Consider the following 24651-nt stretch of genomic DNA (forward strand, 5'->3'; position numbering starts at 1 on the left):
CGGGTAGTGGCGTTCGGGCGGGAGACGGCCGTCGAGGTCCGTCGTGACGCCGCGCAGATTGCCGACGGAATCTGACAGGCAGGCGTCGGCAGGATGACGGAATTGTGACCGCGACGGCGTCCACACCTCTTCGCCGCGACCAGGCCGGTTGCGCCTGTCATCGCCGTGTCACCCGGCAGTCGCGCTGCTGTCACCCGCTGGCGATGCAATGGCCGGCGATGGATGCGGCGTCCCGCATCCGCACCCTGCATTCTGCCTACAGGAGCACCCCGTGAACTCCAGACTCAAGTCCCGCGTTGCCGCCGCACTGGTTGCATTTTCCGCGGCCATCCCCGCCGTCCACGCCAACGACGTGACCGGTGCGGGCGCGTCCTTCATCTACCCGGTCATGTCCAGGTGGTCGTCCGACTACACGCAGGCCACCGGCAAGCGGGTCAACTACCAGTCCATCGGCTCGGGCGGTGGCATCGCCCAGATCAAGGCCGGCACGGTGGATTTCGGCTCCTCCGATGCGCCGCTCAAGCCGGAGGACCTGGCCAAATCCGGCCTGGTGCAGTTCCCGTCGGTGATCGGCGGCGTGGTGCCGATCCTCAACGTGCAAGGCATCGCACCCGGGGCGCTGAAGCTGGATGGCGCCACCCTGGCCGACATCTTCCTGGGCACGATCGGCAAGTGGAACGACCCGGCGATCGCGGCACTCAACCCTGGCTTGGCGTTGCCCGATGCCAGGATCACCGTGGTCCACCGGTCGGATGGTTCCGGGACCACGTTCAACTTCGCCAACTACCTGTCCAAGGTGAGTCCGCAGTGGAAGGGCAAGGTCGGTGAAGGCACCTCGCTGCAGTGGCCGGCCGGCATCGGCGGCAAGGGCAACGAGGGCGTGGCCGCATACGTCAAGCAGATCAAGGGCGGCATCGGCTATGTGGAGCTGTCCTATGCGCTGCAGAACAAGCTGTCCCACATCGCGCTGAAGAATGCTGCCGGTCGCTTCGTGCAGCCGTCGCAGGAGAGCTTCGCGGCGGCGGCGGCAAGCGCCAACTGGGGTGCGAGCAAGGATTTCCACCTGGTGATGACCAATGCGCCGGGCGAGCAGGCGTGGCCGATCACCGCGACCAACTTCATCCTGATGTACAGGCAGCCGAAGAACCTGGCAGGCGCGCGCGATGCGAAGACGTTCTTCCAGTGGGTGTACGCCAACGGCGATGCGCAGGCGCGGCAGCTCGACTACGTGCCGCTGCCCGACAGCCTGGTCAGCCAGATCGAGGCCTACTGGGCGCAGAACATGAAGTACTGAGGGCGTCGCCACCACGTTGAGCACCGCGGGCGCGGACCGGAGGGTCCGCGCCTTTTCCATTCAATCGTGACCGCCTGGGCGCGCATCCATGTGCGCACTCGCTACCGCGACACACCCGCACATCCACGTCTTCGGCATGTCTGTACCTCCTCCCCGTTGTAGGAGCCGGTCTTGCCGGCGACCGCGGCGTAGGGTGGTGTGTCGCGATGCCGCAGCCTGCATCGCGGTCGCCGGCAAGGCCGGCTCCTACAGGAGTGCAGCGCACACGGCGGTAATGGGATGCGCGGTTTGCGCGCGCCGTTACCTTCGCAAACGAAGCCGAGCCATCGATAAACCGATGGCCGTCGTCCGGCCGGGGGGATGGAGCAAGTGGCGTGACCGCTCGGGCGCACATCCCTGTGCGCACTCGCTACCGCGGCCATCCATGGCCGCTGCCACGACACACCCGCACGTCCACGTCTTCGGCGTGTCTGTACCTCATCCCCGTTGTAGGAGCCGGTCTTGCCGGCGACCGCGGCGTGGTGTGGTGTGTCGCGATGCCGCAGCCTGCATCGCGGTCGCCGGCAAGACCGGCTCCTACACGTGGATGGGTCGGTGATTGGGGGCGCACAGTTTGCGTGCGCCTTTGCCTTCGCAAACGAAGTCGCAGCACCGATACACCGATGGACGTCGTCCGGCCGGGGGGATGGGGCAAGTGGCACAGGGATGTGCCACGGCCCCGAGTGCGCACATGGATGTGCGCCCGAGGGGTGCACCATCCCTCCGGTCGGGCGACGGCCCCGTCCGAAGCCGAACCCCGGCACGCCCGCACGTCCACGCACCGCGTCGCGTCACACCGCGCCGCGGTCGCCGGCAAGACCGGCTCCTACAGGCACGACGTGGGTGATGGCGCACACACGGGTTCGCAAAAGAAGCCACGCCATCGATGCACCGAAGGACGGCGTCCGGCCCCATCCGGAGCCAACCGTCATACGCCTGTAACACAAAGATCATTTCATGTGCGCACCGCCGGGTTGCCCGGCCCGATGGACCAAGCGCTCATGAAATCCTCCACGGCCCGCGTTCCTGCCCTGCTCCTGGCCACCTTGCTCGCCGCCTGCACGCCGGCCGACGACGCCGGCACCGCATCGGCCACGGCCGGCACCACGGAAATCTCCGGCGCCGGCGCCTCGTTCATCTATCCCCTGGTCTCGAAATGGTCGGCCGACTATCACAGCGCCACCGGGCACAAGGTCAACTACCAGTCCATCGGCTCCGGCGGCGGCATCGCCCAGATCAAGGCCGGCACCGTGGACTTCGGTTCCACCGACAAGCCACTGCCGTCCGACGAACTGGCCGCCTCCGGGCTGGGCCAGTTTCCCTCGGCCATCGGCGGCGTGGTGCCGGTGTTCAACCTGCAGGGCGTGGAACCGGGCCAGTTGCGGCTGACCGGCGCGCTGCTGGCCGACATCTTCCTGGGCACGATCACCGCATGGAACGACCCAGCCATCGCCGCGGCGAATCCGGGCCTGGTGCTGCCCGCGGAGAAGATCACCGTGGTCCACCGTTCCGACGGCTCGGGCACCACCTACAACTTCAGCAATTACCTGTCCAAGGTCAGCGCCGACTGGAAGTCACGCGTGGGCGAAGGCACCTCGCTGCAGTGGCCGGGCGGCGTGGGCGGCAAGGGCAACGAGGGCGTGGCCGCCTACGTGAAGCAGATCAAGGGCGGCATCGGCTATGTCGAGCTGGCCTACGCGCTGCAGAACGGCATGCCCTATGCCTCCCTGCAGAATGCCGCCGGGCAGTGGGTGCAGCCGCACGCGGCAAGCTTCGCCGCCGCCGCGGCCAGTGCCGACTGGGCGGGAGCCTCCGACTTCAACCTGGTGATCACCGATGCCCCGGGCCAGGCGGCGTGGCCGATCACCGCCACCAACTTCATGCTGATACGCAAGCAGGGAACGGATGCCGCGCGCAGCCGCGCAACCCTGGACTTCTTCAGGTGGGCCTTCGAACACGGCCGCACCCAGGCCGACGACCTGCACTACGTGCCGCTGCCGCCGGAACTGGTGCAGCAGATCGAGGCGTACTGGGCGGCCGAGTTCCAGTGACGGAGCCGACCATCCCATGAACGCCACCACCCTCCCCGGCACCCTCCCCGCGCGCGATGCACGCGACGCCCGCGCAGACCGGCTGTTCCGCTACGTGCTGGGCGCCTGCGTGGTGTTCGTGCTGGTGGCCCTGGCCGGCGCGGCATTGTCGATGCTGTGGGGCGGGCGCCATGCGCTGCAGGCGCAGGGGCTGGGCTTCTTCTTCAGCGCCGACTGGAACCCGGTGGAGAACCGGTATGGCGCGCTCGCGCCGATCTACGGCACCCTGGTCACCGCGTTGATCGCCATGGTCGTGGCGGTGCCGGTGAGCTTCGGCATCGCGTTCTTCCTCACCGAAGTGGCGCCGCGCTGGCTGCGCGGGCCGGTGGGCACGGCGATCGAACTGCTGGCCGGCATTCCGTCGATCATCTACGGCATGTGGGGCCTGTTCGTGCTGGTGCCGGTGATGACCGGACACGTCACCCCCTGGCTCAACGAACACCTCGGGGCGCTGCCGCTGGTGGGCCCGGTGTTCCGTGGGCCGCCGCTGGGCATCGGCATGCTCACCGCCGGCCTGGTGCTGGCGATCATGGTGATTCCGTTCATCTCCTCGGTGATGCGCGAGGTGTTCCTCACCGTGCCCACGCGGCTGAAGGAATCGGCCTACGCACTGGGCGCCACGCGCTGGGAGGTGAGCTGGGACATCGTGCTGCCGTATACGCGCTCGGCGGTGATCGGCGGCATCTTCCTGGGCCTGGGCCGCGCCTTGGGCGAGACCATGGCGGTCACCTTCGTGATCGGCAACTCGGTGCGCCTGTCGCCTTCGCTGCTGGAGCCGGGCACCACCATCGCCGCGCTGATCGCCAATGATTTCGGCGAGGCCACCGAAACCTACCGCTCGGCGCTGCTGCTGCTGGGCTTCGTGCTGTTCCTGGTCACCTTCGTGGTGCTGGCCATCGCCCGGCTGATGCTGATGCGCCTGGCCCGCAGGGAGGGCAACTGATGTCCGCCGCGCCAACCGCCGCCCGCTGGATCCACGCCCGCCGGCGCCTGACCAATGCGGTGGCCGTGGTGCTGTCCTGCGCAACGGCGCTGTTCGGCCTGTTCTTCCTGGGCTGGATCCTGTGGACGCTGGTCGCGCGCGGCATCGCCGGCATCAACTGGGACCTGTTCACCAGGATGACGCCACCGCCGATGCAGGATGGCGGCCTGGCCAACGCCTTCTTCGGCAGCGCGGTGATGTGCGCACTGGCCATCGGCATCGGCACCCCGCTGGGCATCGCCGCCGGCACCTGGCTGGCCGAGTACGGCCGCGCGCGCAAGGCCGGCACGGTGGTGCGTTTCGTCAACGACATCCTGCTGTCGGCACCGTCGATCGTGCTGGGACTGTTCGTCTACACCCTGTACGTGATGCAGGCCGGCGGCAGCTTCTCCGCGTTTGCCGGCGCCCTGGCACTGGCCTTCATCGTGCTGCCGGTGGTGGTGCGCACCACCGACGAGATGCTGCGCCTGGTGCCGGTGCAGATGCGCGAGGCGGCGCTGTCGCTGGGCATCCCGCAATGGAAGGTGACGGTGCAGGTGCTGTACCGCAGCGCCAGCGCCGGCATCGTCACCGGCGTGCTGCTGGCCCTGGCCCGCATCTCCGGCGAGACCGCGCCATTGCTGTTCACCGCTTTCGGCAACCAGTTCTGGAACGCCAACGTGTTCCAGCCGATGGCCTCGGTGCCGGTGGTCATGTACCAGTTTGCCGGCAGCCCCTACGAATCGTGGCAGGTGCTGGCCTGGGCCGGCGCGCTGGTGCTGACCGTGTTCGTGCTGCTGGTCAGCCTGACCGCGCGCGCCCTGCTCCTGCGCAACAGGATCACCCATGACTGACCTATCCCGGAACCTGGCCATGACCGACTCCCTTTCCGCCGCCCCGCCGCCTGCCGCCCTGCAGCGCATCACCGTGCCCCAGGCCACCGCGGCGCCGGAGTCCGCGCCGCTGAAGCTGGTCGCGCGCGGCCTGGATTTCCATTACGACCGCTTCCACGCGCTCAAGGGCATCGACCTGGACATCCCCGAGAAGCGCGTCACCGCGCTGATCGGCCCGTCCGGCTGCGGCAAGACCACCCTGCTGCGGGTGTTCAACCGCATCTACGCGCTGTACCCGAAGCTGGAGGCGCGCGGCGAGGTGCTGCTGGATGGCGAGAACATCCTTTCGCCCAAGTACCCGATGAACCGCCTGCGTTCCCGGGTGGGCATGGTGTTCCAGAAGCCGGTGCCGTTCCCGATGACGATCTTCGAGAACGTGGCCTATGGCATCCGCCATCACGAGACGCTGTCCAAGGCCGAGATGAACCTGCGCGTGGAGCAGGCCCTGCGCCAGGCCGCGCTGTGGGACGAGGTCAAGGACAAGCTGGGCCAGTCGGCGCTGGGCCTGTCCGGCGGCCAGCAGCAGCGCCTGTGCATCGCCCGCGCCGTGGCCCTGCGCCCGGACGTGCTGCTGCTGGACGAACCGACCTCGGCACTGGACCCGATTTCCACCAGCCGCATCGAACAACTGGTCGAGGAGCTGAAGGCCTCCTACACCATCGTCATCGTCACCCACAACATGCAGCAGGCCGCGCGGGTGAGCGACTACACCGCCTTCATGTACCTGGGCAACCTGGTCGAGCACGACCGCACCCAGACGATCTTCTCCAGTCCCGCCAGGCAGCAGACCGAGGACTACATCACCGGCAGGTTCGGCTGATACGGGCCGGAGCCGTGGCCGGTGATTGGCCACGCGCCGCCTTCGACGGCTTTCCCGCAGCGCCCGCCACGGATCACCAATCACGGGTCACCAATCACGGACCGGAGGTCCCATGCCACACCAACACATCGTCAAGAGCCATGACGAGGAACAGCGCAACCTGGTTGCCGACATCGTGCGCATGGGCCACACCGCGGTGGCCCAGCTGGAGGCCGCGCTGGACGTGGTGGACCGGCGCGACGACAGCGCCGCGCACAGGGTCGTGGCCAACGACGCGGCCATCGACGACGCCGAGCAGCGCATCAGCCAGGACGTGATGCACCTGGCCCTGCGTGGCCCCATGGCGCGCGACCTGCGCGAGATCCTGGCCGGGCTGCGGATCGTGGCCGACATCGAGCGCATCGGCGACTACGCCGCCAACGTGGCCAAGCGCTCGCTGGCCCTGAATGCCTCGCCGCCGATGCCGCACATCGCCGGCCTGCGCGCGCTGGGGCTGCTGGCCGCCGGCCAGGTGCGCCACGCGCTGCGCGCCTACGACACCGACGATGGCGAGCTGGCGCTGGCCGTGCGCGACAGCGATGCGCAGCTGGACCGGCAGTACACCGCGCTGTTCCGCGAGTTGCTCACCTACATGATGGAAGACCCGCGCAACATCACCCCGTGCACCCACCTGCTGTTCATGGCCAAGAACCTGGAGCGGATCGGCGACCACGCCACCAACATCGTGGAGAACGTGTGGTTCCTGCTGCACGGTGATCGCCCGCTGCCGCCGCGCGACAAGCGCGACGACACCAGCACCACCGGTGCGGTCTGACCTTGCCGCCAGCGCGCCGGGACGGGTAGTGGATACGGCCCGGTAGGGAAATGGCCACTGCACGGCACGCCGCCGACGCGGGGTAGACTCTGGCCTCCCCCCGGCCCGGCATGGCATGTCCCGTGCCGGGAAAGCGCGTCCGCCCTTTTCCCGGAGAGCACCCATGTCCAAGCAGAAATCCGCCGCCATCGCCCTCGGCGGCGCCCTCGCCGGCCTGACCCTGGCCGGCTCGGCGTTCGCCATGCAACCGCTGGCCCATGGCTACATGCTCGCCGCCGGCGAAACCGCCAAGGCCGCGGAAGGCCGTTGCGGCGAAGGCGTGTGCGGCGTCTCCATCCCGGACACCGACGGCGACGGACGGGTATCGCCGCAGGAATTCGCCACGACCTGGCCGGCCGAGGCCGACCACTTCGCCAAGGCCGACACCAATGGCGACGGCTACATCGACGTCGATGAAATGAAGGCGTACCACGGCTCCACCCCGGAGGGCGGCTGCGGCGCACATGACGCCGCCGACAAGGCCGGGGAAGGCAAGTGCGGGGAAGGCAAGTGTGGCGAGGGCAAGTGCGGCGGCATGGCGTGAGTGACGGCCCGGGTGCGTAATCCCGGCTGCCGATGAACCTGGCGCCCGCCAGCGCCGGGCTGGGCCTGCGTCGCGCACTGCTTGATGCACTGCGCGACGCGCCGGCCGGCGCGTTCGATTTCCTGGAGTGCGCGCCCGACAACTGGATCGGCGTGGGCGGGCGCCTGGGCGAGGCGCTGGACGCATTGTCGTCACGGCACCCGATGACCTGCCACGGACTGTCGCTGTCGCTGGGCGGGGTGGAGCCGCTGGACGGGGAGTTCCTGGCCAGGACCCGGCGTTTCCTCGACCGCCACCGGGTCGCGCTGTACAGCGAGCACCTGAGCTACTGCGCCGATGACGGCCACCTCTACGACCTGATGCCGATCCCGTTCACCGACGAGGCGGTGCGCCATGTCGCCGCGCGCGTGGCACGGGTCCAGGACGTGCTGGGGCGCCGCATCGCGGTGGAGAACGTCTCCTACTACGCTGCTCCGTGGCAGGCGATGGACGAAGCCGATTTCGTGCTCGCGGTGCTGGACGAGGCCGACTGCGACCTGCTGCTGGACGTGAACAACGTCTACGTCAATGCCATCAACCATGGCTACGACGCCCGCGCGTTCCTGCAACGCATGCCGACGCGGCGGATCGCCTCCTATCACGTGGCCGGGCACTACGACCAGGCCGACGACCTGAAGATCGACACCCACGGCGCGCCGGTGAAGGACGACGTGTGGACGCTGCTGGCCCATGTCTACCGCGTGCATGGCGTGCGCCCCACCCTGCTGGAGCGCGACTTCAACCTGCCGCCGCTGGCCGACCTGCTGGACGAGGTCGCGCGCATCCGCGTGCTGCAGCACGCTGCCACCACCACGGCCGGCACCAGGACGGGCGCGCATGCCTGACCTGCGCGCACAGCAGTTCGCCTTCGCCGCGCACCTGCGCGACCCCGACGCCAACCCGCCGCCGCCGGGCATCGAGGCGCGGCGCATGCAGGTCTACCGCGAGCTGTTCTTCAACGGCATTGCCAGCCTGCTTGGCGGCGGCTTCCCGGTGATCCGCCGCACCCTGGGCGAGGACGCCTGGATCGCACTGGTCCGGCGCTTCCATGCCGGCCATCGCAGCCGCACGCCACTGTTCACCGAAATCCCCGCCGAGTTCGTCCGCTTCCTCGAGCAGGGTGGCGTCAGTGCCGACGACCCGCCGTGGCTGGCCGAGCTGGCGCACTACGAGTGGATCGAGCTGGTGGTGCGGATCGACGATACGCCAACGCCTGCGCACGATCCGCATGGCGACCTGGTGCGCGGCGTACCGGTGGTCGCGCCGTGGGCACGCGCACTGGCCTATCGCTGGCCGGTGCACAGGATCGGCCCGGAGCATCGCCCGCAACATCCGCCACCGGCACCGACCCTGCTGCTGGTCCATCGCCACGCCGACGGCCAGGCGCGGTTTGCCGCGATCTCGGCGCTGGTCCATCGCCTGCTGCAACGCCTGGGCGAAGGCGGCCTGACTGGCCAGGCGCAGTTGCGCGCGCTGGCCGACGAGGCAGGCGCGCTGGCCGACGATGGCTTCCTCGTCAGCGGCGCGGCGATGCTCCAATCGCTGCGCGCCGACGGCGCGGTGCTGGGCACCGCCCCTGCCCGGTAGCAGCGCACGCCACCCACGGGCGGGCACGATCACGGTATCCGGGTGCGTACGGCACTGCGCGGCGTGGGCCGTGCACGTGAACGATGCGATTGCCGCATCGGCCGCGCGGCCCGCTCTGCTACCCTTCGTGCATGAGCGAAAGCGACCTGGATATTCCCGCTGAACCGGAGGCGCCCGCCGTCCCCGGTGCGATGGCCCGCCGCTTCCGCGGCTTCCTGCCGGTGGTGGTGGATGTGGAGACCGGCGGCTTCGACTGGAACCGGCACGCACTGCTGGAGATGGCCGCGGTCCCCATCGAACTGGACGAACAAGGCCTGTTCGTGCCCGGGCAGACCGCCAGCGCGCATTTCATCCCCGCGCCGGGCACCGAAATCGATCCCAAGTCGCTGGAAATCACCGGCATCGACCTGGACCATCCGTTCCGCCTGGCCAAGCCCGAGCGCGATGCGCTGGGCCATGTGTTCAACCAGGTCCGCACCGCGGTGCGCCGGCACGGCTGCCAGCGCGCGATCCTGGTCGGCCACAACGCCCACTTCGACCTGAATTTCGTCAACGCGGCCGTGGCCCGCAGCGGCCACAAGCGCAATCCCTTCCATCCCTTCAGTGTGTTCGACACCGTGACCCTGGCCGGGGTCGCCTACGGCCAGACCGTGCTGGCGCGCGCCATGGCCGCGGCCGGCTTCGACTGGAACGCAGAGGATGCGCATTCGGCGGTGTACGACGCCGAGCAGACCGCGCGCCTGTTCTGCAAGATCGCCAACGCCTGGCCCTCCGCCCTGCCGGGCTGATCGCCCGACCGCGGCCCGGAGGCGCGGGCCGTGCGCGTGCGCGGCATCGCTCAGCTGCGCTGACGCACCGCTTCGAACAGGCACACGCCCGCGGCCACCGACACGTTCAGGCTCTCGATGTCGCCGGGCATGGGAATGCGCACCAGCCCGTCGCAATGTTCGCGGGTGAGCCGGCGCAGGCCCTCGGCCTCGCCCCCCAGCACCAGGGCCACGTTGCCGGCCAGGTCCACGCCGTACAGCGGGGCCTGGGCATCGCCGGCCAGGCCATAGATCCACACGCCCAGCTTCTGCAGCTCGCGCAGGCTGCGCGAGAGGTTGGTCACCACCACCACCGGCAGGCGGTCGGCGGCGCCGGCCGAGGTCTTGCGCACGGTGGCGTTGACCGGCGCGGACTTGTCCTTGGGAATCACCACGGCAGTGGCGCCGGCGGCGGCGGCGCTGCGCAGGCAGGCGCCGAGGTTGTGCGGGTCCTGCACGCCGTCCAGCACCAGCAGCAGGGCGCGGCCGGCGGCGGCCTCCACCAGGCCGGCCAATTCGTGTTCGTCCCAGGTACGCGCGGCCGCATAACGGGCGGCCACGCCCTGGTGGCGGAGCTGGCCGGCGATGCCATCCAGCGCCTGGGTGGCAACCTTGCGCACCTCGATCCCGCGGCGACGCGCCTGCTCCTCGATCTCGACCAGGCGCGGGTTGCGCGCGCCGGATTCGACCAGCACCTCGCGCACGTGCTCGGCGTCGTTCTCGACCGCCGAGGCCACGGCATTGACACCCACGACCCACTGGTTCTGCTTGCTCATGTACGCGACCGCCGGAGGAAGGCGCGCATTATCGCACCGGGAACAACGACGCCGGAGTGCGGGCAACGAACGCGGGACCGGCCGTCAGTACTTCTTCTTGGTCCGCTTGGCCGGCTGCCCGCGCGGTGGCGGGGGCGGCAGGCCAGCCTCGGCGTCCTTGTCCTCGACCAGGCGGAAGTCGATCTTGCGCTCTTCCAGGCTGGCCTTGAGCACGATGATCCGGACCCGGTCGCCAAGCCGGAACTCCATGCCGCGGCGCTCGCCGGACAGGGTCTTGCGCACCGGATCGAAGTGGTAATAGTCGTGCGGCAACTGGGTCACGTGGACCAGGCCGTTGACCTTGGATTCGTCCAGCTCGATGAACAGGCCGAAGCTGGTCACGCCGCTGATCACGCCATCGAACTTGCCGCCGACGTGCTTCTCCATCCATGCCGCACGGTAGCGCTCGTCGACCTCGCGCTCGGCCTCGTCGGCGCGACGCTCGCGCTCGGAGCACTGCAATGCCAGCGCGGCCATGTCGCGCGGCGAATACTGGAAGCCGTCGGGCTTCTTCTTCGTCAGCGCGTACTTGATCGCGCGGTGCACCAGCAGGTCCGGGTAGCGGCGGATCGGCGAGGTGAAGTGGGCGTAGGCATCCAGCGCCAGGCCGAAATGGCCGGCGTTGTCCGGCGAGTACACGGCCATGCTCTGGCTGCGCAGCAGCACCGATTCCAGCAGCGCGGCATCGGGCCGGTCGCGCACCTTCTTCAGCAGGCGGGTGTAATCGCCCGGCTGGACCTTGCCCCAGGCCGGCAGGGTGAGCTTGAACTCCTTGAGGAACTCCAGCAGGTCCGCGTACTTGGCTTCCGGCGGCTTCTCGTGGATCCGGTACGGGGCCGGAATCCCGGCGGCCAGCAGGTGCCGTGCCGCCTGCACGTTGGCGGCGATCATGCATTCCTCGATCAGCTTGTGCGCGTCGTTGCGCACCAGCATGCCGGCCTGGGTGACCTCGCCGCGGTTGTCGAGCACGAAGCGCACTTCCGATGTCTCGAACTCGATCGCGCCGCGGCGGGCACGCGCCTTGGCCAGCACCTGGTACAGCTGGTGCAGGCGCTGCACCTGCGGCAGCACCGGCCCCAGCGCGGCCTGCGCATCGGCGTCGTCCTCGCCCACCGCCTTCCAGACCTCGGTATAGGTCAGGCGCGCGTGCGAGTTCATCACCGCTTCGTAGAACTTCGAGCCGGTGACCTGGCCCTCGTGGTCCACCTGCATGTCGCAGACGAAGCAGAACCGGTCCACCTTCGGGTTCAGCGAACAGATCCCGTTGGACAGGGTTTCCGGCAGCATCGGCACCACGAAGCCGGGGAAATAGACCGAGGTCGCGCGTTTCTGCGCCTCGTCGTCCAGCGGCGCGCCGGGGCGCACGTAGTGGGACACGTCGGCGATGGCGACCACCAGGCGGAACCCGTGGCGGTTGGGCTCGCAATACACCGCGTCGTCGAAGTCCTTGGCGTCCTCGCCATCGATCGTCACCAGCGGCGTGCTGCGAAGATCGACGCGGCCGCCGATGGTGTCCGGCTCCACCGTCAGCGGGACGGCGGTTGCCTCATCCAGCACTTCCTGCGGGAACTCGTGCGGCAGGTCATGGCCGTGGATCGCCGTTTCCACCACCAGCGACGGGGTGAGCTTGTCGCCCAGCACCGCGATCACCTTGCCGATGGGCGGGCGCCGCGCATCCGGCGGCTGGGTCAGCTCGCAGACCACCAGCTGCCCTTCGCGGGCGCCACCGGTGGCATCCGGCGGCACCTGGATGTTGCGCTGCAGGCGCTTGTCATCCGGGACCACGAAACTGATCCCGGCCTCGCTGCCGAAATAGCCGATCATGCGGGTGACACCGCGCTCGAGCACCCGCGCGATGCTGCCTTCGCGCCGACCGCTGCGGTCGATGCCGGTGACGTTGGCCAGCACGCGGTCGCCGTGCATGACCTTGCGCATCTCGTAGGGCGGCAGGAACAGGTCATCGCCCCCGCCCGAGTCCGGCCGCAGGAACCCGAAGCCGTTGGGGTTGGCGATGACCACGCCCGGAATCAGGTTGGTCGCCTGCACCGGGGCGAAGCCACCGCGCCGGTTCTGCACCAGTTGCCCGTCCCGCACCATCGCGCCCAGGCGCTTGCCGAGGGCGTCCAGGCGCTCGGGCGCGGACAGCGCAAGCAGCTGCGCCAGTTCCTCGGCAGTGCGCGGGCCGCCGGCCTCTTCGAGGGTGGCCAGGATGGCCTCGCGGCTGGCGATCGGGTTGGCGTAGCGCTGCGCTTCGCGCGAGGCGTAGGGGTCGTGGACGGCGCCGCCCGCGGGCCGCGCGGCCTTGGCCCGCGGCGGCGGCGGCGGTTCCGGCATCCAGGGCGGACGCTTGGCGGCGGGCTTGCCCTTGGCCGGCCTGGCCTGGCCTGGCTTGTCCTTGCCGGGCTTGTCCTTGCCCGCCTTCGTCCGGCCACTGCGATCTGCAGCGGCACCCTTGCGGCCGGGGCCGCCCGCGGCCTTCCCGCCGCGCTTGTCGTTGTTGGTCATGCGCGGATCGTACACCGTGCCCTTGCACTGCCACGTGACCGCCCGGATCGGGCAGGCCGGGCCTGGAGGGCCGTTGACAAGATTTCCGCCACCCCGCAAAATGCGCGGCCTCACCTGCCCAGGTGGCGGAATTGGTAGACGCACTAGTTTCAGGTACTAGCGGGTAAAACCGTGGAGGTTCGAGTCCTCTCCTGGGCACCAAGGATCACTCCGGAGCTGCATCGCAGCCACCGGATACACCAAACCCCGCATATGCGGGGTTTTTTGTGCCTAACCGGCCTTGCGGGTGGTGCGCTTGCCAGCCGTCTTGCCCGCGGTCGCCGACTTGGCGGCAGCCGTGCGCCGGGCAGGGCCGGCATTGCTGGCGGCCTTCTGCGTCTCCTTCCTTGCACCCTTCGCCGCGGCCTTCTTCGCAGCCTTCTGCGCCGGCTTCGTCGCCTTGGCCGCCGGCCTGGCGCCGCCCTTCTTGTCCAGGCTGCGCTTGAGCAGTTCGGCGAAATCGATGACGTTGGTGGCCGCGCCCTCGGGTGGACGCTCGTCCTCTTCGGCTTCCTGCTGCACCACCTGCCTGGATTTCACCCGCTGCTCGATCACCTTCTGCAGGCGCAGGCGGAAGTCGTCCTTGTAGTCATCCGGATTCCAGTCCCCGCTCATGGACTCGATCAACTGCTCCGCCATTTCCACCTCGCGCGGGGTGATCTTCCACTTGGCCGCCTTGCCCTCGGGCAGCCTGTATTCGGCCGGGTCCACCAGTTCCTGGGCAAAGCGCAGCACCATCAGTACCAGCGCGTCGCCCTTGGGCAACACTGCGGCCACGTACTCGCGGGTGCGGATCACCACCCGGCCGATGCCGGCCTTGCCGGTGCGCGCCAGCACGTCGCGCAGCAGCACATAGCCTTTCTCGGCCTTGCTGCCCGGCTCAAGCACGTAGGGCTTGTCGAAGTACTCCGGGCCGATCTGCGCGGCATCGACGAAGGCGTCGATGTCGATGGTCTCCTTGCGGTCCGGTGCGGCCGCCGCGATGTCCTGCTCCTCCAGCACCACGTAGCTGCCCTTGTCGTACTCGAAGGCCTTGACCACCTCCTTCCACGGCACTTCCTCGCCGGTCTCCTCGTTGACCCGCTCGTAGCGCACGCGCGCGTTGTCGCGGCTGTCGAGCAGGCGGAACTGCAGGTCCACGCGGCGCTCGCCGGTCATCAGCTTGACCGGGATGTTGAGCAGGCCGAACGACAACGTTCCGGTCCAGATGGGACGTGCCATGGATGTACCCCCTAGAGGCGGCGGCCAGCGGCGCAGGCGCGTTCGCTGGCATGCCGGAAATGGTGGCGGCAGCTATAGCAAGCGCCGGATCAAGGACGTGCGAACGGGCACGCGCCGCGGATCGGTTCATCGCCCCATCACGCGCTACCGGTAGCGTGCGGCCATGGCTGCATCTTCCAGGTCGCGTCCGGCCAACCCGTCCTTGCCCGAAGCGGCCAGCGGTGCCGGCCTCCACCATGTCGACGACTCCATCCCGGGCATTGCCCGGATCCGGTGTGGCCGCGGCTTCCGTTACGTGGATGCCGATGGCGCCCCGGTACGCGACCGCGCCACCCTGGAGCGCATCCGCGCCCTGGCGATCCCGCCGGCCTACCGCGACGTGTGGATCTGCGCATCGCCACGCGGGCACCTGCAGGCAACCGGGGTCGATGCCCGCGGCCGCAAGCAGTACCGCTACCACCCGCAGTGGCGCACCCGCCGCGACGCGCACAAGTTCGACCGGCTGGTGGCGTTCGGCGCGGCCCTGCCCGGCCTGCGCCGCGCGGTGCGTGCCGACCTGGCCCGGCCCGGCCTGCCGCGCGGGAAGGTGCTGGCCGCGGTGGTGCGGCTGATGGCTGCCACCCTGTTGCGGGTGGGCAATGCGGAGTACGCACGCGAGAACGGCTCGTTCGGCCTGACCACCCTGCGCAGCCGCCACGCCCGCTTCCGCGATGGCGCCCTGCACCTGCAGTTCCCCGGCAAGAGCGGACAGGTGCAGGAGGTGGATGTGCGCGACCGGCGCCTGGTCAGGCTGGTGCGCCGCATGCACCAGTTGCCGGGCCAGGCGCTGTTCCAGTACCGCGACGCCGACGGCAACCTGCAGCCACTGGATTCGGGCGCGGTCAACGCCTACCTGCGCGAGCACATGGGCGAGGATTTCACCGCCAAGGACTTCCGCACCTGGGGCGCCACCGTGGCCGCGTACCGGCTGCTGGCCGCCACCGCGCTTCCGGAGCCGGCCACCGCGCAGGCACTGGCCCAGGCCGAGAAGCAGGTGGTGTGTGCGGTGGCCGCGCTGCTGGGCAACACCCCGGCGGTGTGCCGCACGTCCTACATCGACCCGTGCGTGTTCGCCGGCTGGCGCGAGGGCCGGCTGCACGCCGGCAATGCAGTGGGCATCCGCCAGTGCGAAGCGGCGGCACGCCGCTTCCTGGCGCGGGCACACCGCGCCCGGGCCGGCCGGGCGAGCCGTCAACGCGCGCGGCCCGCTCAGCCCGCGAACGGCACCCGCCGCGCGACCATCATGTAGAAGATCGCCAGGAACGACACCAGTGCCGGCACGCCCAGCGCCGCCCACGCGCCCAGGTGCGCGGCGTAGGCGGCGGGCAGTTCGCGTCCGCGTGCGGCCGCGGCCACGGCGATGTCGCGCAGGCGCATCTGCAGCCACACCACCGGCAACCAGCACAGGGTGGCGATGACGAAGGCCACGATCGACCAGTACAGCCACGGCGTGGCCAGCGGGATCGACAGCCGGTGCGCCAGGTACAGGCCGCTGGCCGGCTGGAACACGATGGTGGTGGAGGTGAAGATCCAGTCCGCCGCCACCACGTGCCGGGCCACCACCGCCACCACCCGCGCATCGCGGGTGCGACTGATGAAGAACAGGTAGAACGCGGTGCCGATCCCGGTGCCGAACAGCAGGGTCGAGGACAGCACGTGCAGGTACTTGACCAGGACCAGGTCCATCATTGCCGCTCGCGGTCCAGTGCCAGCAGCGCCAGGATCATCGCCAGCAGCGGGACGTTCTTCAGCACCGGTCCGAACGGATGCCCCCATTGCCCGGGCAGGAACACGCTGACGATGATGGTGTAGCCCAGCACCAGGGCCAGTTGCGCGGCATAGACCACGCTCCGGCGCGGCGCCAGCAGCAGGGCCGCACCCAGCGCCAGGTCCAGCAGTGCCGCCGTCCACAACGCGGCCAGCGCCAGGCCACCGTGAAGCCCGACCTTGGCCAGCAGCGCCAGGCTGTCGGCGCGCGGGTACACCCACAGCGACACCACCGCGGTGGCGATCCACATGATCGCCAGTGCGATGCGCATGAGCGGCACGGCCCACGCCAGCACGGCCTGGTGACGCATCGGCACGGCCTGCTCCTTGCTGATGAATCTGCCCGGGTCGCGCGGCGCACGGCCAAGCCAGGTGCCGAAGGGTCCGGGATCGGCGGTGTTGCCGGCATCCAGCATCGCCAGCGCGTCGCGGTCCAGCGGCAGGCGCGGCCACAAGCGGCCAATCCCGGCCAGCCGGCGTGCCCATGCCGACGGCATCGCCACGAATCGGCCGGGGCTGCCCATCGCCTGCCGGAACATCGCCAGGTAGCCACGCAGCGACAGCGCACGCGGGCCGACGGCGTCCAGCGCGGGCGGCACCTGCGCGGCCTCCACCAGCCGGACCAATGCCTGGACCAGGTCATCCAGGTGCAACGGCTGCACCTGCTGGCATCCACCGCCCGGCAGCGGCGTCAGTGGCAGGCTGGCCAGCCCCGCGAACCAGCGGCTGCTGGCGCCGCCCGCCGCGAACACCAGCGAGGGCCGCACCACGCTGTATTCCATGCCGGCACCCTGCACCTCCGCTTCGGCGCGCCCCTTGCTGGAGAAGTACGGCAGCGCCGATACCGGGTCCGCACCCAGGGCGGACAGCTGGATGAAGCGCCGCACACCTGCCTCGCGCGCGGCGCGCAACACCTCGCGCAGGCCGTTCACATGCACTGCATCGAAGCTCTGCTTTCGTGTGGCGCGAAAGATGCCGGCCGTATTGACCACCACATCGACCCCCGCCAGCACGCCGCGCAACGTGGCCGCGTCCGGCAACGCGGCCAGGTCCAGCGCAAGGGCCTGCGTGCCGGGGTGGCTGCGGCCATCGCGGGTGGCAAGGAGTACATGATGACCACGCGCCCGCAGCACCTGCCCGAGCGTGCCGCCGATCAGGCCGGCGCCCAGCACAAGCACCCGCAATGGCTGGTGCTGCTGCGCCGCGCCCTGGTCTCCGGCAGCGTGGCCAGCGTGTGCTCCACGCTGGCCGTGTCCGCGTTCAGCCGCTGGCACAGCGGCACGGCCGCTGCCGGCACCAACGCCGCCAGCCAGTGGTTCTGGTATCCGCAGGCGCGCATGGCGCGGCAACCATCGCTGCGGCATACCCTGGTCGGCTACGCCGTGCATCACGCCAGCTCGGTGTTCTGGGCGTACACGTTCGAGGTGCTGCGGCCACGCACCGCGCGCGCCGGTGGCCGGGCCGCGCGCGCGGCCGGCGTGGCCGCCGCGGCCTACGTGGTCGATTACCACGTCGTCCCGCGGCGCCTGAGCCCAGGCTTCGAGCATCGCATCGGCGCATCGGGCATGTGGGCCACGTACGCCGCGTTTGCGCTTGGCCTGTTCGTGGCCAGCCATCCGGCCGTTCAACCTCGCCCGCGCATGTCGCATCGGCCCGCACCTCCGTCCAGCAGCAGGGCTCCGCGGCCGCGATGAGCCGCAGGCACGGCACGCGGCCTGCAGCGCACGCATGCCGATGAACAATCCGCGTGCCCGGCGTCAGCGTCCCGCGCGACGCGGGTCGGACGGGTGTTCCAGGGTGCCACCGGCATCGGCCAAAAGGTCGGCATCGGGAGCCGCGCCCTCCTCTTCGCCCAGGCCTGCATAGCGTGGCGAGGGCCGGGCCCAACCCACTGCGTGCGCGGCGACGGGCGCACGCGCAGCCGCCATCACCGGCAATGGCGCCGTGTCCTGGAACAGCGCGCGCCGGCCACGGTTCCATTCGCGTTCCTGCGACGTGGCGCCGCGCTCGTCATCCGCCCGCTCGTCATCGGCTGGTGTCGTGGACAGGGCCAGATGGCGCTTGCCGTATTCCAGCACGCTCGATGCCACCGCCTTGAACTCGGCAATGCCCGGGGCCTGGTGCTCCGCCGGCCCGTGGCCGGGCACGCGTGGTGTGGTTGGATGAATGTTGTCACGCACTGATGTATCCCCCGCCATTGATGTGGATGGTCTGACCGGTGATGAACGATGCTTCCTCGCTGGCCAGGAAGACATAAGCGGGCGCCACCTCGGCCGGTTGCCCGGGACGCTTGAGCAGCGTGCCGGCACCGAACTCGGATACCTCCTGCGCAGAGAAGCTGGCCGGGATCAGCGGTGTCCAGATCGGCCCCGGCGCGACTGCATTGACCCGGATGCCGCGTCCGGACAGCGCCTGGGCCAGGGAGAACGTGAGTGCGTGGATCGCGCCCTTGGTCGAGGCGTAGTCGATCAGCTTCTCGTGCCCGCGCGCACCGGTAACCGAGCCGGTGTTGATGATGCAGCCGTCGCGACCCATGTGCGGGATCGCCGCGGTGGCCATGAACAGGCAGGCGAATACATTGGTCCGGAACGTGCGTTCGATCTGCTCAGGCGTCAGCTGCTCGGGCTCCTCGACGGTGTGCTGTTCACCGGCGTTGTTGACCAGGATGTCCACCCGCCCGCAAGCCTCGACCACATGGCGCACGAAGCGCTGGCAGAAGTCAGGGTCGCCCACGTCGCCGGCCAGCGACAGGCAGCGGCCGCCCTCCTCGCGCACCAGTTGTTCGGTGTGGCGGGCATCCTCTTCCTCGTCGAGGTAGCCCAGGGCCACGGTTGCCCCTTCACGCGCGAAATGCAGGGCGACCGCGCGGCCGATGCCGCTGTCGCCGCCGGTCACGATGGCGACCTTGTCCTGCAACCGGCCCGAACCGCGATAGCTTTCGCGGATGCTCACCGGCTGCGGCACCATCTGTGCCTGCAGGCCGGGCTGCCGCGGCTGGGTCTGCGGCGGCGGTGGGCGGGTGTCGTCGATCCTGTCGTTCATCCTCAACCTCGTGGCTTATCGGCAGCCACAGTGGCAGCGGCGACGTACACGCTGCGTCGCGGTTTCCTTATGGGCGCGCGAAGGCTGCGCGCGGCATCGGCATGCATGCAGGGTTTCACTGAGGGAAGCCGCGCCTTGCCCACGCCGGGTGCCTGCGTGTACGCGCGCCATGGTCACGCCGCCACCACGGCCTACCGGCTAAAGGATTCCCTCCACCCATCAGCCCAGGGCAGGACCACATGACCCGCGACCGCAAGGATCCACCTGAAGCCCCACGCGCACCGCCTCCGGCGGAGAAGCCGCACCAGCGGCGCCAGCGCAAGGAGAAGGAAAGCCGGAACCAGGACGAGGCCCTGGAGGAAACATTCCCTGCCAGCGATCCCGTCTCCCCGTTCGTCCCGGCCAAGGCACCGGACTGACCGTGGCCCCGGCACCGTCGCCGCCCGCGCTGTTGATCGTGGACATGATCAGCCTGCTGGATTTCCCCGGGGCGGCACGCATGGGACCGCTGCCGGCCGCACGCCGCATCCACGCGTTGCGGCGCAGATTCCACGCGCACGGTTGGCCGGTGGTGTTTGCCAACGACAACTTCGCGCGCTGGTTGTGCGGCTTCGACGAGCTGGTGGCGATGGCCAGCGCGGCCGGCGGTACCGCCGCCGAAATTGCCGAGCTGCTGAGGCCGCAAGCCCAGGACTACCTGGTCCTCAAGCCCAAGCATTCGGCGTTCCTGGCCACGCCGCTGGCAGTGCTGCTGGCCAAGCTGGGCGTGCGGCGCCTGCTGCTGGCCGGGATGGCGCTGGAGAGTTGCGTGCTGGCCACCGCCCTGGACGCAAATGCGCGCGAGTTCGAGGTGGCGGTGGCCAGGGACGCGGTGGCGGGGCGGCCGCAGCTGCGCGACAGCACCTTCAAGGTGCTGACCGGATCGCACGCCGCGCGCCTGGTGGGCACCCGCGGCGTCCCGGCCTGGGCCATGGGCAGGTAAGCCCGCGCGCTGCGGCCCGCGAGCGGCGGCACGCGCGCGCCTGGCTCAGGCCGGCACTCCCGTGCGGCGGGCATGCTTGTCCGCGCGCACCTTGCTGGCGGCGATCGCCGCGCGCGAGCCCACCACCATCTCGGTCATCCAGGCCATCAACACGTCGGTGTAGTGGCGCTGGGCGACCTTCTCGCTGAATCCATGGTCGGCGCCGGGGATCATGCGCCGGGTCAGCGACTGCGCCTTGCCCAGGGCACCGGCATAGTTATCGATCACCTGGCGCGGGATGATGTGGTCGTGCTCGGCCTCGACCAGCAGCGCATCGCCCCTGAAGCGCGCACATGCGCGCAGCGCACGGTTGTCCTGCGCGGGCACCTCCCGGTTGCGGTAGCGCACCAGCTCCGGGTCGTCGTGCAGGCGCTTCTTGGGCACGTCCCAGTCGCGGTCCAGGTACAGCGCCGGGGTGCGCAGTGCCAGCCAGCGCACCGGCCGCAGCTCGGACAGCAGCGCCGCCAGGTAGCCGCCGTAGCTCACCCCGATCACCGCCATCGCCTCGGCATCCACGTGCGACTGGCTGGCCAGCCAGTCATAGGCCGCGCACAGGTCCTGCAGGTTCTGCCCGCGGGTGACCACATCCTTGCGCACGGCATTTGCGTGGTGGCCACGCAGGTCGAAGGTCAGGCACACGCAACCCAGCGCCGCCATCTCGCGCGCGCGGCTGAGGTCCTGGTCCTGGCTGCCACCCCAGCCATGCACGAACAGCGCACCGGGCAGCTCGCGCTGCGGCACCAGCACGGTGGCCTGCACCGCGTCGCCTTCCACCACTTCGATATCAAGCCGGTCGAGCTCAACGTCCATCGCGGACGATTCTCGCGTACTTGCGCGGGGATTTCATGTCGCCTTGCCAGTACACCGCCGCGCCGGGCGGATCCGGTGCGTCGCCATAGGACTCCACGGCCTCGGCGATCACCCAGCACAGCCCGGGTTGCTCGGCCAGGCGCTCCATCGCCAGCACCTCGGCCATGCTTGCGCCACCGAAGCGCCAGGATTGCTCCAGCACGCCGAGATGGTGCTGGCCACGCGAGTCCACGCCGGCGATCACGTCGTAGTTGCGGCGCGAGGCGATGACGCCATAGGCGTCGCGTACCGCACGGTCATAGCGGGTCGCCGCGCGCACCGCGGCGGTGAGCTCGCCCTCGGGCACGTCGGCGCACAGGGTGGACAGGTCGCCCCTGCGCACGGTCAGGACCGAGCCGCCGTACACCTCTGCGCCGCCCGGGTCGGTCACGTTGCGCTGCTCGCCGTGGTAGGCGATCTCGTGCCCCGGCAGGCTGCTGCCGCCCACGCTGTAGGTGATCGAGCGCACCAGGTGGCGCTCGACCACCAGGCCGTCGCCGACCAGGGCGCTGGCGGGCGATTGCAGCCATTGCACCAGTTCACGCCCGCTGCGCACCACCACCTGGCCATGGCCGCCACGCGCGAACGGGCACTTGAGCCGCACGTCGCCGGACCGCAGCAGTGCCAGGCCGGCCTCTTCGGCATCCTGGTGGCTGAACACCGAGTAGCCCGGCAGGGTGCATTCCTCGATGCCGCGCACCGCGCGCCAGCCCAGCGGGGCGACCGAGTCACGCTGCCACAGCGGATGGCTCACCAGCTTGGTGGCCACGAACGGGAACGGCACCACCCCGCCCCACAGGTGCGACTCATCCAGGATGCCGGCGGCGGCCGCATCGTCGGTCAGCAATGTGTGCAACGGCAGCCAGTAGCGCGTAGCGCCCGGCTCGCCCTGCTGGTGGCGGATGCCAAGCAGCGCGGCGATGCGTGCTGCCGCGAAGTACAAGGTCGCCTCTTCGTGTCCCGCCCCCTGGCCCTGGCACAGCGTTGCCACCGCCTGCGCCTTGTCGGGGAGGATCCCGGGCATGACTACACGTCCAACGTCCGCCAATTGAACATCCATCGTGCTGCTCCTCGATCAGGGTTCCGGGAGGCGTGCAGCGAAGGTGCACGCCCGGCGGGAACATGGGTCAGAACATGGGTCGAAGATTCGCCTGCCCCAGGTGCACGCCGCGTGTGCACGGCGGTGCCCGGCTTCATCCGGCGGTCACGGACAGCCGGTGGACAATCCCGGTCGCGCCAGGCCGGCGCCAGACGAGGATGCACATGGAGCCCGCCACGGAACCCGCCAACGGCACCCCTCCCGGGAAGATGGCCCGCCGTGCCACGATCCTGCGTTTCCTGTTCCGCTACCGGAATTCCGGCGTGTTCTCGGGGCTGGCGATCGCCCCCTCGGCGGAGGTGGCAACGGTTGGCGAAGGCAGCCCGGCCGAGTTCGTCAACGAGCTGGAGGCCATGGGCCCGACGTTCGTCAAGCTCGGGCAGATGCTTTCCACCCGGCCGGACATCGTCCCGCCCGCCTATGCCGAAGCCCTGGAACGGATGCAGGAGGACGTGGCGGCGGTGCCGTTCGAGGTGATCCGCACGCAGGTGGAGTCCGAGCTCGGGGTTCGCATCGGCAAGGCCTTCGCCAGCTTCGACGAGGAGCCGCTGGGGTGTGCCTCGCTGGCCCAGGTGCACGCCGCGGTGCTGCGCGACGGCCGCCCGGTGGCCGTGAAGGTGCAGCGCCCGGACGTGGCCCAGCGGCTGCTCAACGACCTGGAGCTGCTGCGTGGCTTCGCCGGCGCCGCCGACCGGATCACCCGGATCGGCCGCCATGTCCATTTTGCCGAATGGCTGGACGAGTTCGCGCGCACCCTGATGGCCGAACTGGACTACGTGGCAGAGGCCGAAAACCTCGAGCGTTTCCGCACCCACCTGCGCCACTTTCCGCGGTTGTGGGTACCGCAGCCGCACTGGGACTACTGCGCGCGCCGGGTGCTGACCATGGAGCTGGCATCCGGCGTGCGGGTGGACCAGATCCCGCCGCTGCGCCGCACCGAGCAGTCGATGACGCCGCTGGCCGAGGACCTGCTGCGGGCGTACCTGGACCAGGTGTTCGTGCATGGCGAGATCCATGCCGACCCGCATCCGGGCAACCTGCGGGTCACCGATGACGGGCGCCTGGCCATCTTCGACCTGGGCATGGTGGCCAACGTGCCTCCGCGCCAGCGCGATCGCCTGCTCAAGCTGCTGTTTGCCGCGGTGGACGGGCGCGGCGAGAAGGTGGCCGAGGAGAGCATCGCCCTGGGCGTGCGCCTTGAGGACTACGACGAGCCGCGCTACCTGCGCGAGGTCGGGCAGCTCATATCGCGCTACGCCGCGCACCGCGGCTCGGTGTCCGAGGGCCGCACCGTGCTGGAACTGGTGCGCATCGGCACCCGCTGCGGGTTGCGCACCTCGCCGGAGCTGAGCCTGCTGGGCAAGGCCCTGCTGAACCTGGACACCGTATGCCAGTGCCTGTCGCCGGGGCTGGACACCCAGCAGGTGGTGGAGCGCCACCTGCAGCACGTGATGCGCGCACGGCTGCGCAAGTCGCTGTCCTCGCCCAACCTGGCCAGCGAGCTGATGGAAGTGCAGGCGCTGCTGAGCGACGGGCCGCGCAAGCTGTCGGACATCCTGTCGCTGGTGGCCGAGAACCGGTTCCAGATCCGGGTGACCGGGCTGGAGGAATCCAGGCTGATGGAGAACCTGCAGAAGATCGCCAACCGGATCGCGGTGGGGGTCATCGCCGCATCGCTGATCCTGGCCTCGGCGATGATCATGCGCATCCCTGCCCAGTTCACCCTGCTCGGGTATCCGCTGCTGGCGCTGATGTTCTTCCTGCTGGGGGTCGGGCTGGGCTGCGGGATTGTCGTCAGCTCGTTGCTGAGCGACCGCCGCGCACGCCGCCGCGAGGAACACGGGCCGCGCTGATCCGGCGCGGCCCTCAGCCGACCCGGTCGCGGGCCTCGTCCACGCCTTCATGGCGGGCGCAACTGGCGCAGCAGTACAGCGCCGTCCTGCCCTCGATGCCGTGGCCCACGATGCGGACCCCGCAGTGCGAGCAGGTCGGCGCCAGGGCATGGATGGCGCACTCGAAGGAGTCGAATTCGGCCTCGGTTGCGCCCATGCGCACCGAGAAGGTCTTGTCGTAGCGGTTGCCGCATACCGAGCAGGTGCCCATTGCTTCCTCCTGTTGGTCGTGCGCGGATGTGCCCCGCGCACGGGAGCGATCAGTAGCAGGCACGCTAACGTGCATGGCGTTTGCGCACGATGAGCGGACGCACCGGCGGACGCTCACGCCAGCGCAACGCATATGCGCCCATCGCGCATTGACACACCGTGCACACCGCACTGATCGGACCTGCACGCACCGCATGGCGTAATCGAACCCGGGCCGTGATCGGCA

Annotated in this window: 25 protein-coding genes and 1 tRNA gene; 16 read left to right on the forward strand and 10 right to left on the reverse strand. The window is 69.8% G+C overall.

Annotated elements, in window-relative coordinates; genetic code table 11:
• Positions 1-307 precede the first annotated feature (307 nt).
• From pstS (ACEJ41_RS08800) to rnt, 10 genes are all read left to right on the forward strand, one after another.
• Positions 308-1294 carry a phosphate ABC transporter substrate-binding protein PstS gene (gene pstS / locus ACEJ41_RS08800; protein ID WP_374014103.1) on the forward strand — a complete coding sequence of 329 codons (987 nt, stop codon included), beginning with the start codon at positions 308-310 and terminating at the stop codon, positions 1292-1294.
• 1040 nt (positions 1295-2334) lie between these two features.
• Positions 2335-3384, forward strand: coding sequence for a phosphate ABC transporter substrate-binding protein PstS (gene pstS, locus ACEJ41_RS08805; protein WP_374011907.1), 1050 nt, complete (start codon positions 2335-2337; stop codon positions 3382-3384).
• A gap of 16 nt (positions 3385-3400) precedes the next feature.
• Positions 3401-4366, forward strand: a complete 966-nt coding sequence (gene pstC / locus ACEJ41_RS08810) for a phosphate ABC transporter permease subunit PstC (RefSeq protein ID WP_374011908.1) — start codon at positions 3401-3403, stop codon at positions 4364-4366.
• On the forward strand, positions 4366-5238 hold the full coding sequence (gene pstA, locus ACEJ41_RS08815) for a phosphate ABC transporter permease PstA (RefSeq protein WP_374011909.1): 873 nt from the start codon (positions 4366-4368) through the stop codon (positions 5236-5238). The genes pstC and pstA overlap by 1 nt, the downstream gene beginning before the upstream one ends.
• A 19-nt stretch (positions 5239-5257) precedes the next feature.
• Entirely contained in the window at positions 5258-6097 is an 840-nt protein-coding gene (gene pstB, locus ACEJ41_RS08820; protein WP_374011910.1) for a phosphate ABC transporter ATP-binding protein PstB, read from the forward strand.
• 112 nt (positions 6098-6209) lie between these two features.
• The gene (phoU, locus tag ACEJ41_RS08825; RefSeq protein WP_374011911.1) at positions 6210-6911 is read left to right on the forward strand and encodes a phosphate signaling complex protein PhoU; all 702 of its coding nucleotides are present in this window, start codon (positions 6210-6212) and stop codon (positions 6909-6911) included.
• 163 nt (positions 6912-7074) lie between these two features.
• The gene (locus ACEJ41_RS08830; protein WP_374011912.1) at positions 7075-7494 is read left to right on the forward strand and encodes a hypothetical protein; all 420 of its coding nucleotides are present in this window, start codon (positions 7075-7077) and stop codon (positions 7492-7494) included.
• Between the two features lie 32 nt (positions 7495-7526).
• Positions 7527-8378 (forward strand): DUF692 domain-containing protein, encoded by an 852-nt coding sequence (locus ACEJ41_RS08835; protein ID WP_374011913.1) that lies wholly within the window; start codon positions 7527-7529, stop codon positions 8376-8378.
• Positions 8371-9120: a DUF2063 domain-containing protein gene (locus ACEJ41_RS08840; protein ID WP_374011914.1), complete on the forward strand. Its 750-nt coding sequence runs from the start codon at positions 8371-8373 to the stop codon at positions 9118-9120. Before ACEJ41_RS08835 ends, ACEJ41_RS08840 begins: the two co-directional genes overlap by 8 nt.
• 131 nt (positions 9121-9251) lie before the next feature.
• Complete coding sequence (gene rnt / locus ACEJ41_RS08845) at positions 9252-9908, forward strand: ribonuclease T (protein ID WP_374011915.1); 657 nt, start codon at positions 9252-9254, stop codon at positions 9906-9908.
• Between the two features lie 50 nt (positions 9909-9958).
• Here rnt and rlmB read toward each other — a convergent pair whose 3' ends face one another.
• Positions 9959-10702 carry a 23S rRNA (guanosine(2251)-2'-O)-methyltransferase RlmB gene (gene rlmB / locus ACEJ41_RS08850; protein ID WP_374011916.1) on the reverse strand — a complete coding sequence of 248 codons (744 nt, stop codon included), beginning with the start codon at positions 10700-10702 and terminating at the stop codon, positions 9959-9961.
• Between the two features lie 84 nt (positions 10703-10786).
• A complete protein-coding gene (rnr, locus tag ACEJ41_RS08855; RefSeq protein WP_374014104.1) occupies positions 10787-13075 on the reverse strand; it encodes a ribonuclease R in 2289 nt (762 codons plus the stop codon).
• Between the two features lie 287 nt (positions 13076-13362).
• Between rnr and ACEJ41_RS08860 the strand changes: the two genes are divergently transcribed.
• A tRNA-Leu gene (locus ACEJ41_RS08860) sits at positions 13363-13447 on the forward strand.
• A gap of 69 nt (positions 13448-13516) precedes the next feature.
• Here the strand turns inward: ACEJ41_RS08860 and ACEJ41_RS08865 are convergent.
• Positions 13517-14506, reverse strand: a complete 990-nt coding sequence (locus tag ACEJ41_RS08865; protein ID WP_374011917.1) for a Ku protein — start codon at positions 14504-14506, stop codon at positions 13517-13519.
• Between the two features lie 163 nt (positions 14507-14669).
• Here ACEJ41_RS08865 and ACEJ41_RS08870 point away from each other — a divergent pair, with 163 nt between their 5' ends.
• A complete protein-coding gene (locus tag ACEJ41_RS08870) occupies positions 14670-15794 on the forward strand; it encodes a DNA topoisomerase IB (RefSeq protein WP_374011918.1) in 1125 nt (374 codons plus the stop codon).
• On the opposite strand, the gene ACEJ41_RS08875 is transcribed toward ACEJ41_RS08870, so the two are convergent.
• Positions 15755-16234 (reverse strand): DUF2269 family protein, encoded by a 480-nt coding sequence (locus ACEJ41_RS08875; protein WP_374011919.1) that lies wholly within the window; start codon positions 16232-16234, stop codon positions 15755-15757. The genes ACEJ41_RS08870 and ACEJ41_RS08875 overlap by 40 nt on opposite strands.
• Positions 16231-17445, reverse strand: a complete 1215-nt coding sequence (locus ACEJ41_RS08880) for an SDR family oxidoreductase (RefSeq protein ID WP_374011920.1) — start codon at positions 17443-17445, stop codon at positions 16231-16233. The genes ACEJ41_RS08875 and ACEJ41_RS08880 overlap by 4 nt, the downstream gene beginning before the upstream one ends.
• Between ACEJ41_RS08880 and ACEJ41_RS08885 the strand changes: the two genes are divergently transcribed.
• A complete protein-coding gene (locus ACEJ41_RS08885) occupies positions 17425-18006 on the forward strand; it encodes a hypothetical protein (protein WP_374011921.1) in 582 nt (193 codons plus the stop codon). The two genes, ACEJ41_RS08880 and ACEJ41_RS08885, sit on opposite strands and share 21 nt — an antisense overlap.
• A 63-nt stretch (positions 18007-18069) precedes the next feature.
• Here the strand turns inward: ACEJ41_RS08885 and ACEJ41_RS08890 are convergent, their stop codons facing one another.
• Positions 18070-18492 carry a hypothetical protein gene (locus ACEJ41_RS08890; RefSeq protein ID WP_374011922.1) on the reverse strand — a complete coding sequence of 141 codons (423 nt, stop codon included), beginning with the start codon at positions 18490-18492 and terminating at the stop codon, positions 18070-18072.
• The gene (locus ACEJ41_RS08895) at positions 18485-19354 is read right to left on the reverse strand and encodes a glucose 1-dehydrogenase (RefSeq protein ID WP_374011923.1); all 870 of its coding nucleotides are present in this window, start codon (positions 19352-19354) and stop codon (positions 18485-18487) included. The genes ACEJ41_RS08890 and ACEJ41_RS08895 overlap by 8 nt, the downstream gene beginning before the upstream one ends.
• 239 nt (positions 19355-19593) lie before the next feature.
• Here ACEJ41_RS08895 and ACEJ41_RS08900 point away from each other — a divergent pair, with 239 nt between their 5' ends.
• Together ACEJ41_RS08900 and ACEJ41_RS08905 are read left to right on the forward strand one after the other, a co-directional pair.
• Entirely contained in the window at positions 19594-19773 is a 180-nt protein-coding gene (locus ACEJ41_RS08900; RefSeq protein ID WP_374011924.1) for a hypothetical protein, read from the forward strand.
• A 2-nt stretch (positions 19774-19775) separates the two neighbouring features.
• The gene (locus tag ACEJ41_RS08905) at positions 19776-20336 is read left to right on the forward strand and encodes a cysteine hydrolase family protein (protein ID WP_374011925.1); all 561 of its coding nucleotides are present in this window, start codon (positions 19776-19778) and stop codon (positions 20334-20336) included.
• 45 nt (positions 20337-20381) lie between these two features.
• On the opposite strand, the gene ACEJ41_RS08910 is transcribed toward ACEJ41_RS08905, so the two are convergent.
• Both ACEJ41_RS08910 and ACEJ41_RS08915 read right to left on the reverse strand, forming a co-directional pair.
• Positions 20382-21185, reverse strand: coding sequence for an alpha/beta hydrolase family protein (locus ACEJ41_RS08910; RefSeq protein WP_374011926.1), 804 nt, complete (start codon positions 21183-21185; stop codon positions 20382-20384).
• Positions 21175-22248, reverse strand: coding sequence for a DUF3182 family protein (locus ACEJ41_RS08915; RefSeq protein ID WP_374011927.1), 1074 nt, complete (start codon positions 22246-22248; stop codon positions 21175-21177). Before ACEJ41_RS08915 ends, ACEJ41_RS08910 begins: the two co-directional genes overlap by 11 nt.
• 233 nt (positions 22249-22481) lie before the next feature.
• On the opposite strand from ACEJ41_RS08915, the gene ACEJ41_RS08920 reads away from it, so the two are divergent.
• Complete coding sequence (locus tag ACEJ41_RS08920) at positions 22482-24176, forward strand: ABC1 kinase family protein (RefSeq protein WP_374011928.1); 1695 nt, start codon at positions 22482-22484, stop codon at positions 24174-24176.
• 13 nt (positions 24177-24189) lie between these two features.
• Here the strand turns inward: ACEJ41_RS08920 and ACEJ41_RS08925 are convergent, their stop codons facing one another.
• Positions 24190-24426 carry a hypothetical protein gene (locus ACEJ41_RS08925; protein WP_374011929.1) on the reverse strand — a complete coding sequence of 79 codons (237 nt, stop codon included), beginning with the start codon at positions 24424-24426 and terminating at the stop codon, positions 24190-24192.
• Between the last annotated feature and the right edge of the window lie 225 nt (positions 24427-24651).

Source organism: Pseudoxanthomonas koreensis, assembly GCF_041890415.1.
Taxonomy (GTDB): domain Bacteria; phylum Pseudomonadota; class Gammaproteobacteria; order Xanthomonadales; family Xanthomonadaceae; genus Pseudoxanthomonas; species Pseudoxanthomonas koreensis_A.

What these genes read in the sequence shown, in the direction of transcription:
- pstS (WP_374011907.1), top strand. Translation starts at nt 2,335, where the DNA reads ATGAAATCCTCCACGGCCCGCGTTCCTGCCCTGCTCCTGGCCACCTTG.
- pstC (WP_374011908.1), top strand. Translation starts at nt 3,401, where the DNA reads ATGAACGCCACCACCCTCCCCGGCACCCTCCCCGCGCGCGATGCACGC.
- pstA (WP_374011909.1), top strand. Translation starts at nt 4,366, where the DNA reads ATGTCCGCCGCGCCAACCGCCGCCCGCTGGATCCACGCCCGCCGGCGC.
- pstB (WP_374011910.1), top strand. Translation starts at nt 5,258, where the DNA reads ATGACCGACTCCCTTTCCGCCGCCCCGCCGCCTGCCGCCCTGCAGCGC.
- phoU (WP_374011911.1), top strand. Translation starts at nt 6,210, where the DNA reads ATGCCACACCAACACATCGTCAAGAGCCATGACGAGGAACAGCGCAAC.
- ACEJ41_RS08830 (WP_374011912.1), top strand. Translation starts at nt 7,075, where the DNA reads ATGTCCAAGCAGAAATCCGCCGCCATCGCCCTCGGCGGCGCCCTCGCC.
- ACEJ41_RS08835 (WP_374011913.1), top strand. Translation starts at nt 7,527, where the DNA reads ATGAACCTGGCGCCCGCCAGCGCCGGGCTGGGCCTGCGTCGCGCACTG.
- ACEJ41_RS08840 (WP_374011914.1), top strand. Translation starts at nt 8,371, where the DNA reads ATGCCTGACCTGCGCGCACAGCAGTTCGCCTTCGCCGCGCACCTGCGC.
- rnt (WP_374011915.1), top strand. Translation starts at nt 9,252, where the DNA reads ATGAGCGAAAGCGACCTGGATATTCCCGCTGAACCGGAGGCGCCCGCC.
- rlmB (WP_374011916.1), bottom strand. Translation starts at nt 10,702, where the DNA reads ATGAGCAAGCAGAACCAGTGGGTCGTGGGTGTCAATGCCGTGGCCTCG.
- rnr (WP_374014104.1), bottom strand. Translation starts at nt 13,075, where the DNA reads ATGCCGGAACCGCCGCCGCCGCCGCGGGCCAAGGCCGCGCGGCCCGCG.
- ACEJ41_RS08865 (WP_374011917.1), bottom strand. Translation starts at nt 14,506, where the DNA reads ATGGCACGTCCCATCTGGACCGGAACGTTGTCGTTCGGCCTGCTCAAC.
- ACEJ41_RS08870 (WP_374011918.1), top strand. Translation starts at nt 14,670, where the DNA reads ATGGCTGCATCTTCCAGGTCGCGTCCGGCCAACCCGTCCTTGCCCGAA.
- ACEJ41_RS08875 (WP_374011919.1), bottom strand. Translation starts at nt 16,234, where the DNA reads ATGATGGACCTGGTCCTGGTCAAGTACCTGCACGTGCTGTCCTCGACC.
- ACEJ41_RS08885 (WP_374011921.1), top strand. Translation starts at nt 17,425, where the DNA reads ATGACCACGCGCCCGCAGCACCTGCCCGAGCGTGCCGCCGATCAGGCC.
- ACEJ41_RS08895 (WP_374011923.1), bottom strand. Translation starts at nt 19,354, where the DNA reads ATGAACGACAGGATCGACGACACCCGCCCACCGCCGCCGCAGACCCAG.
- ACEJ41_RS08900 (WP_374011924.1), top strand. Translation starts at nt 19,594, where the DNA reads ATGACCCGCGACCGCAAGGATCCACCTGAAGCCCCACGCGCACCGCCT.
- ACEJ41_RS08910 (WP_374011926.1), bottom strand. Translation starts at nt 21,185, where the DNA reads ATGGACGTTGAGCTCGACCGGCTTGATATCGAAGTGGTGGAAGGCGAC.
- ACEJ41_RS08915 (WP_374011927.1), bottom strand. Translation starts at nt 22,248, where the DNA reads ATGCCCGGGATCCTCCCCGACAAGGCGCAGGCGGTGGCAACGCTGTGC.
- ACEJ41_RS08920 (WP_374011928.1), top strand. Translation starts at nt 22,482, where the DNA reads ATGCACATGGAGCCCGCCACGGAACCCGCCAACGGCACCCCTCCCGGG.
- ACEJ41_RS08925 (WP_374011929.1), bottom strand. Translation starts at nt 24,426, where the DNA reads ATGGGCACCTGCTCGGTATGCGGCAACCGCTACGACAAGACCTTCTCG.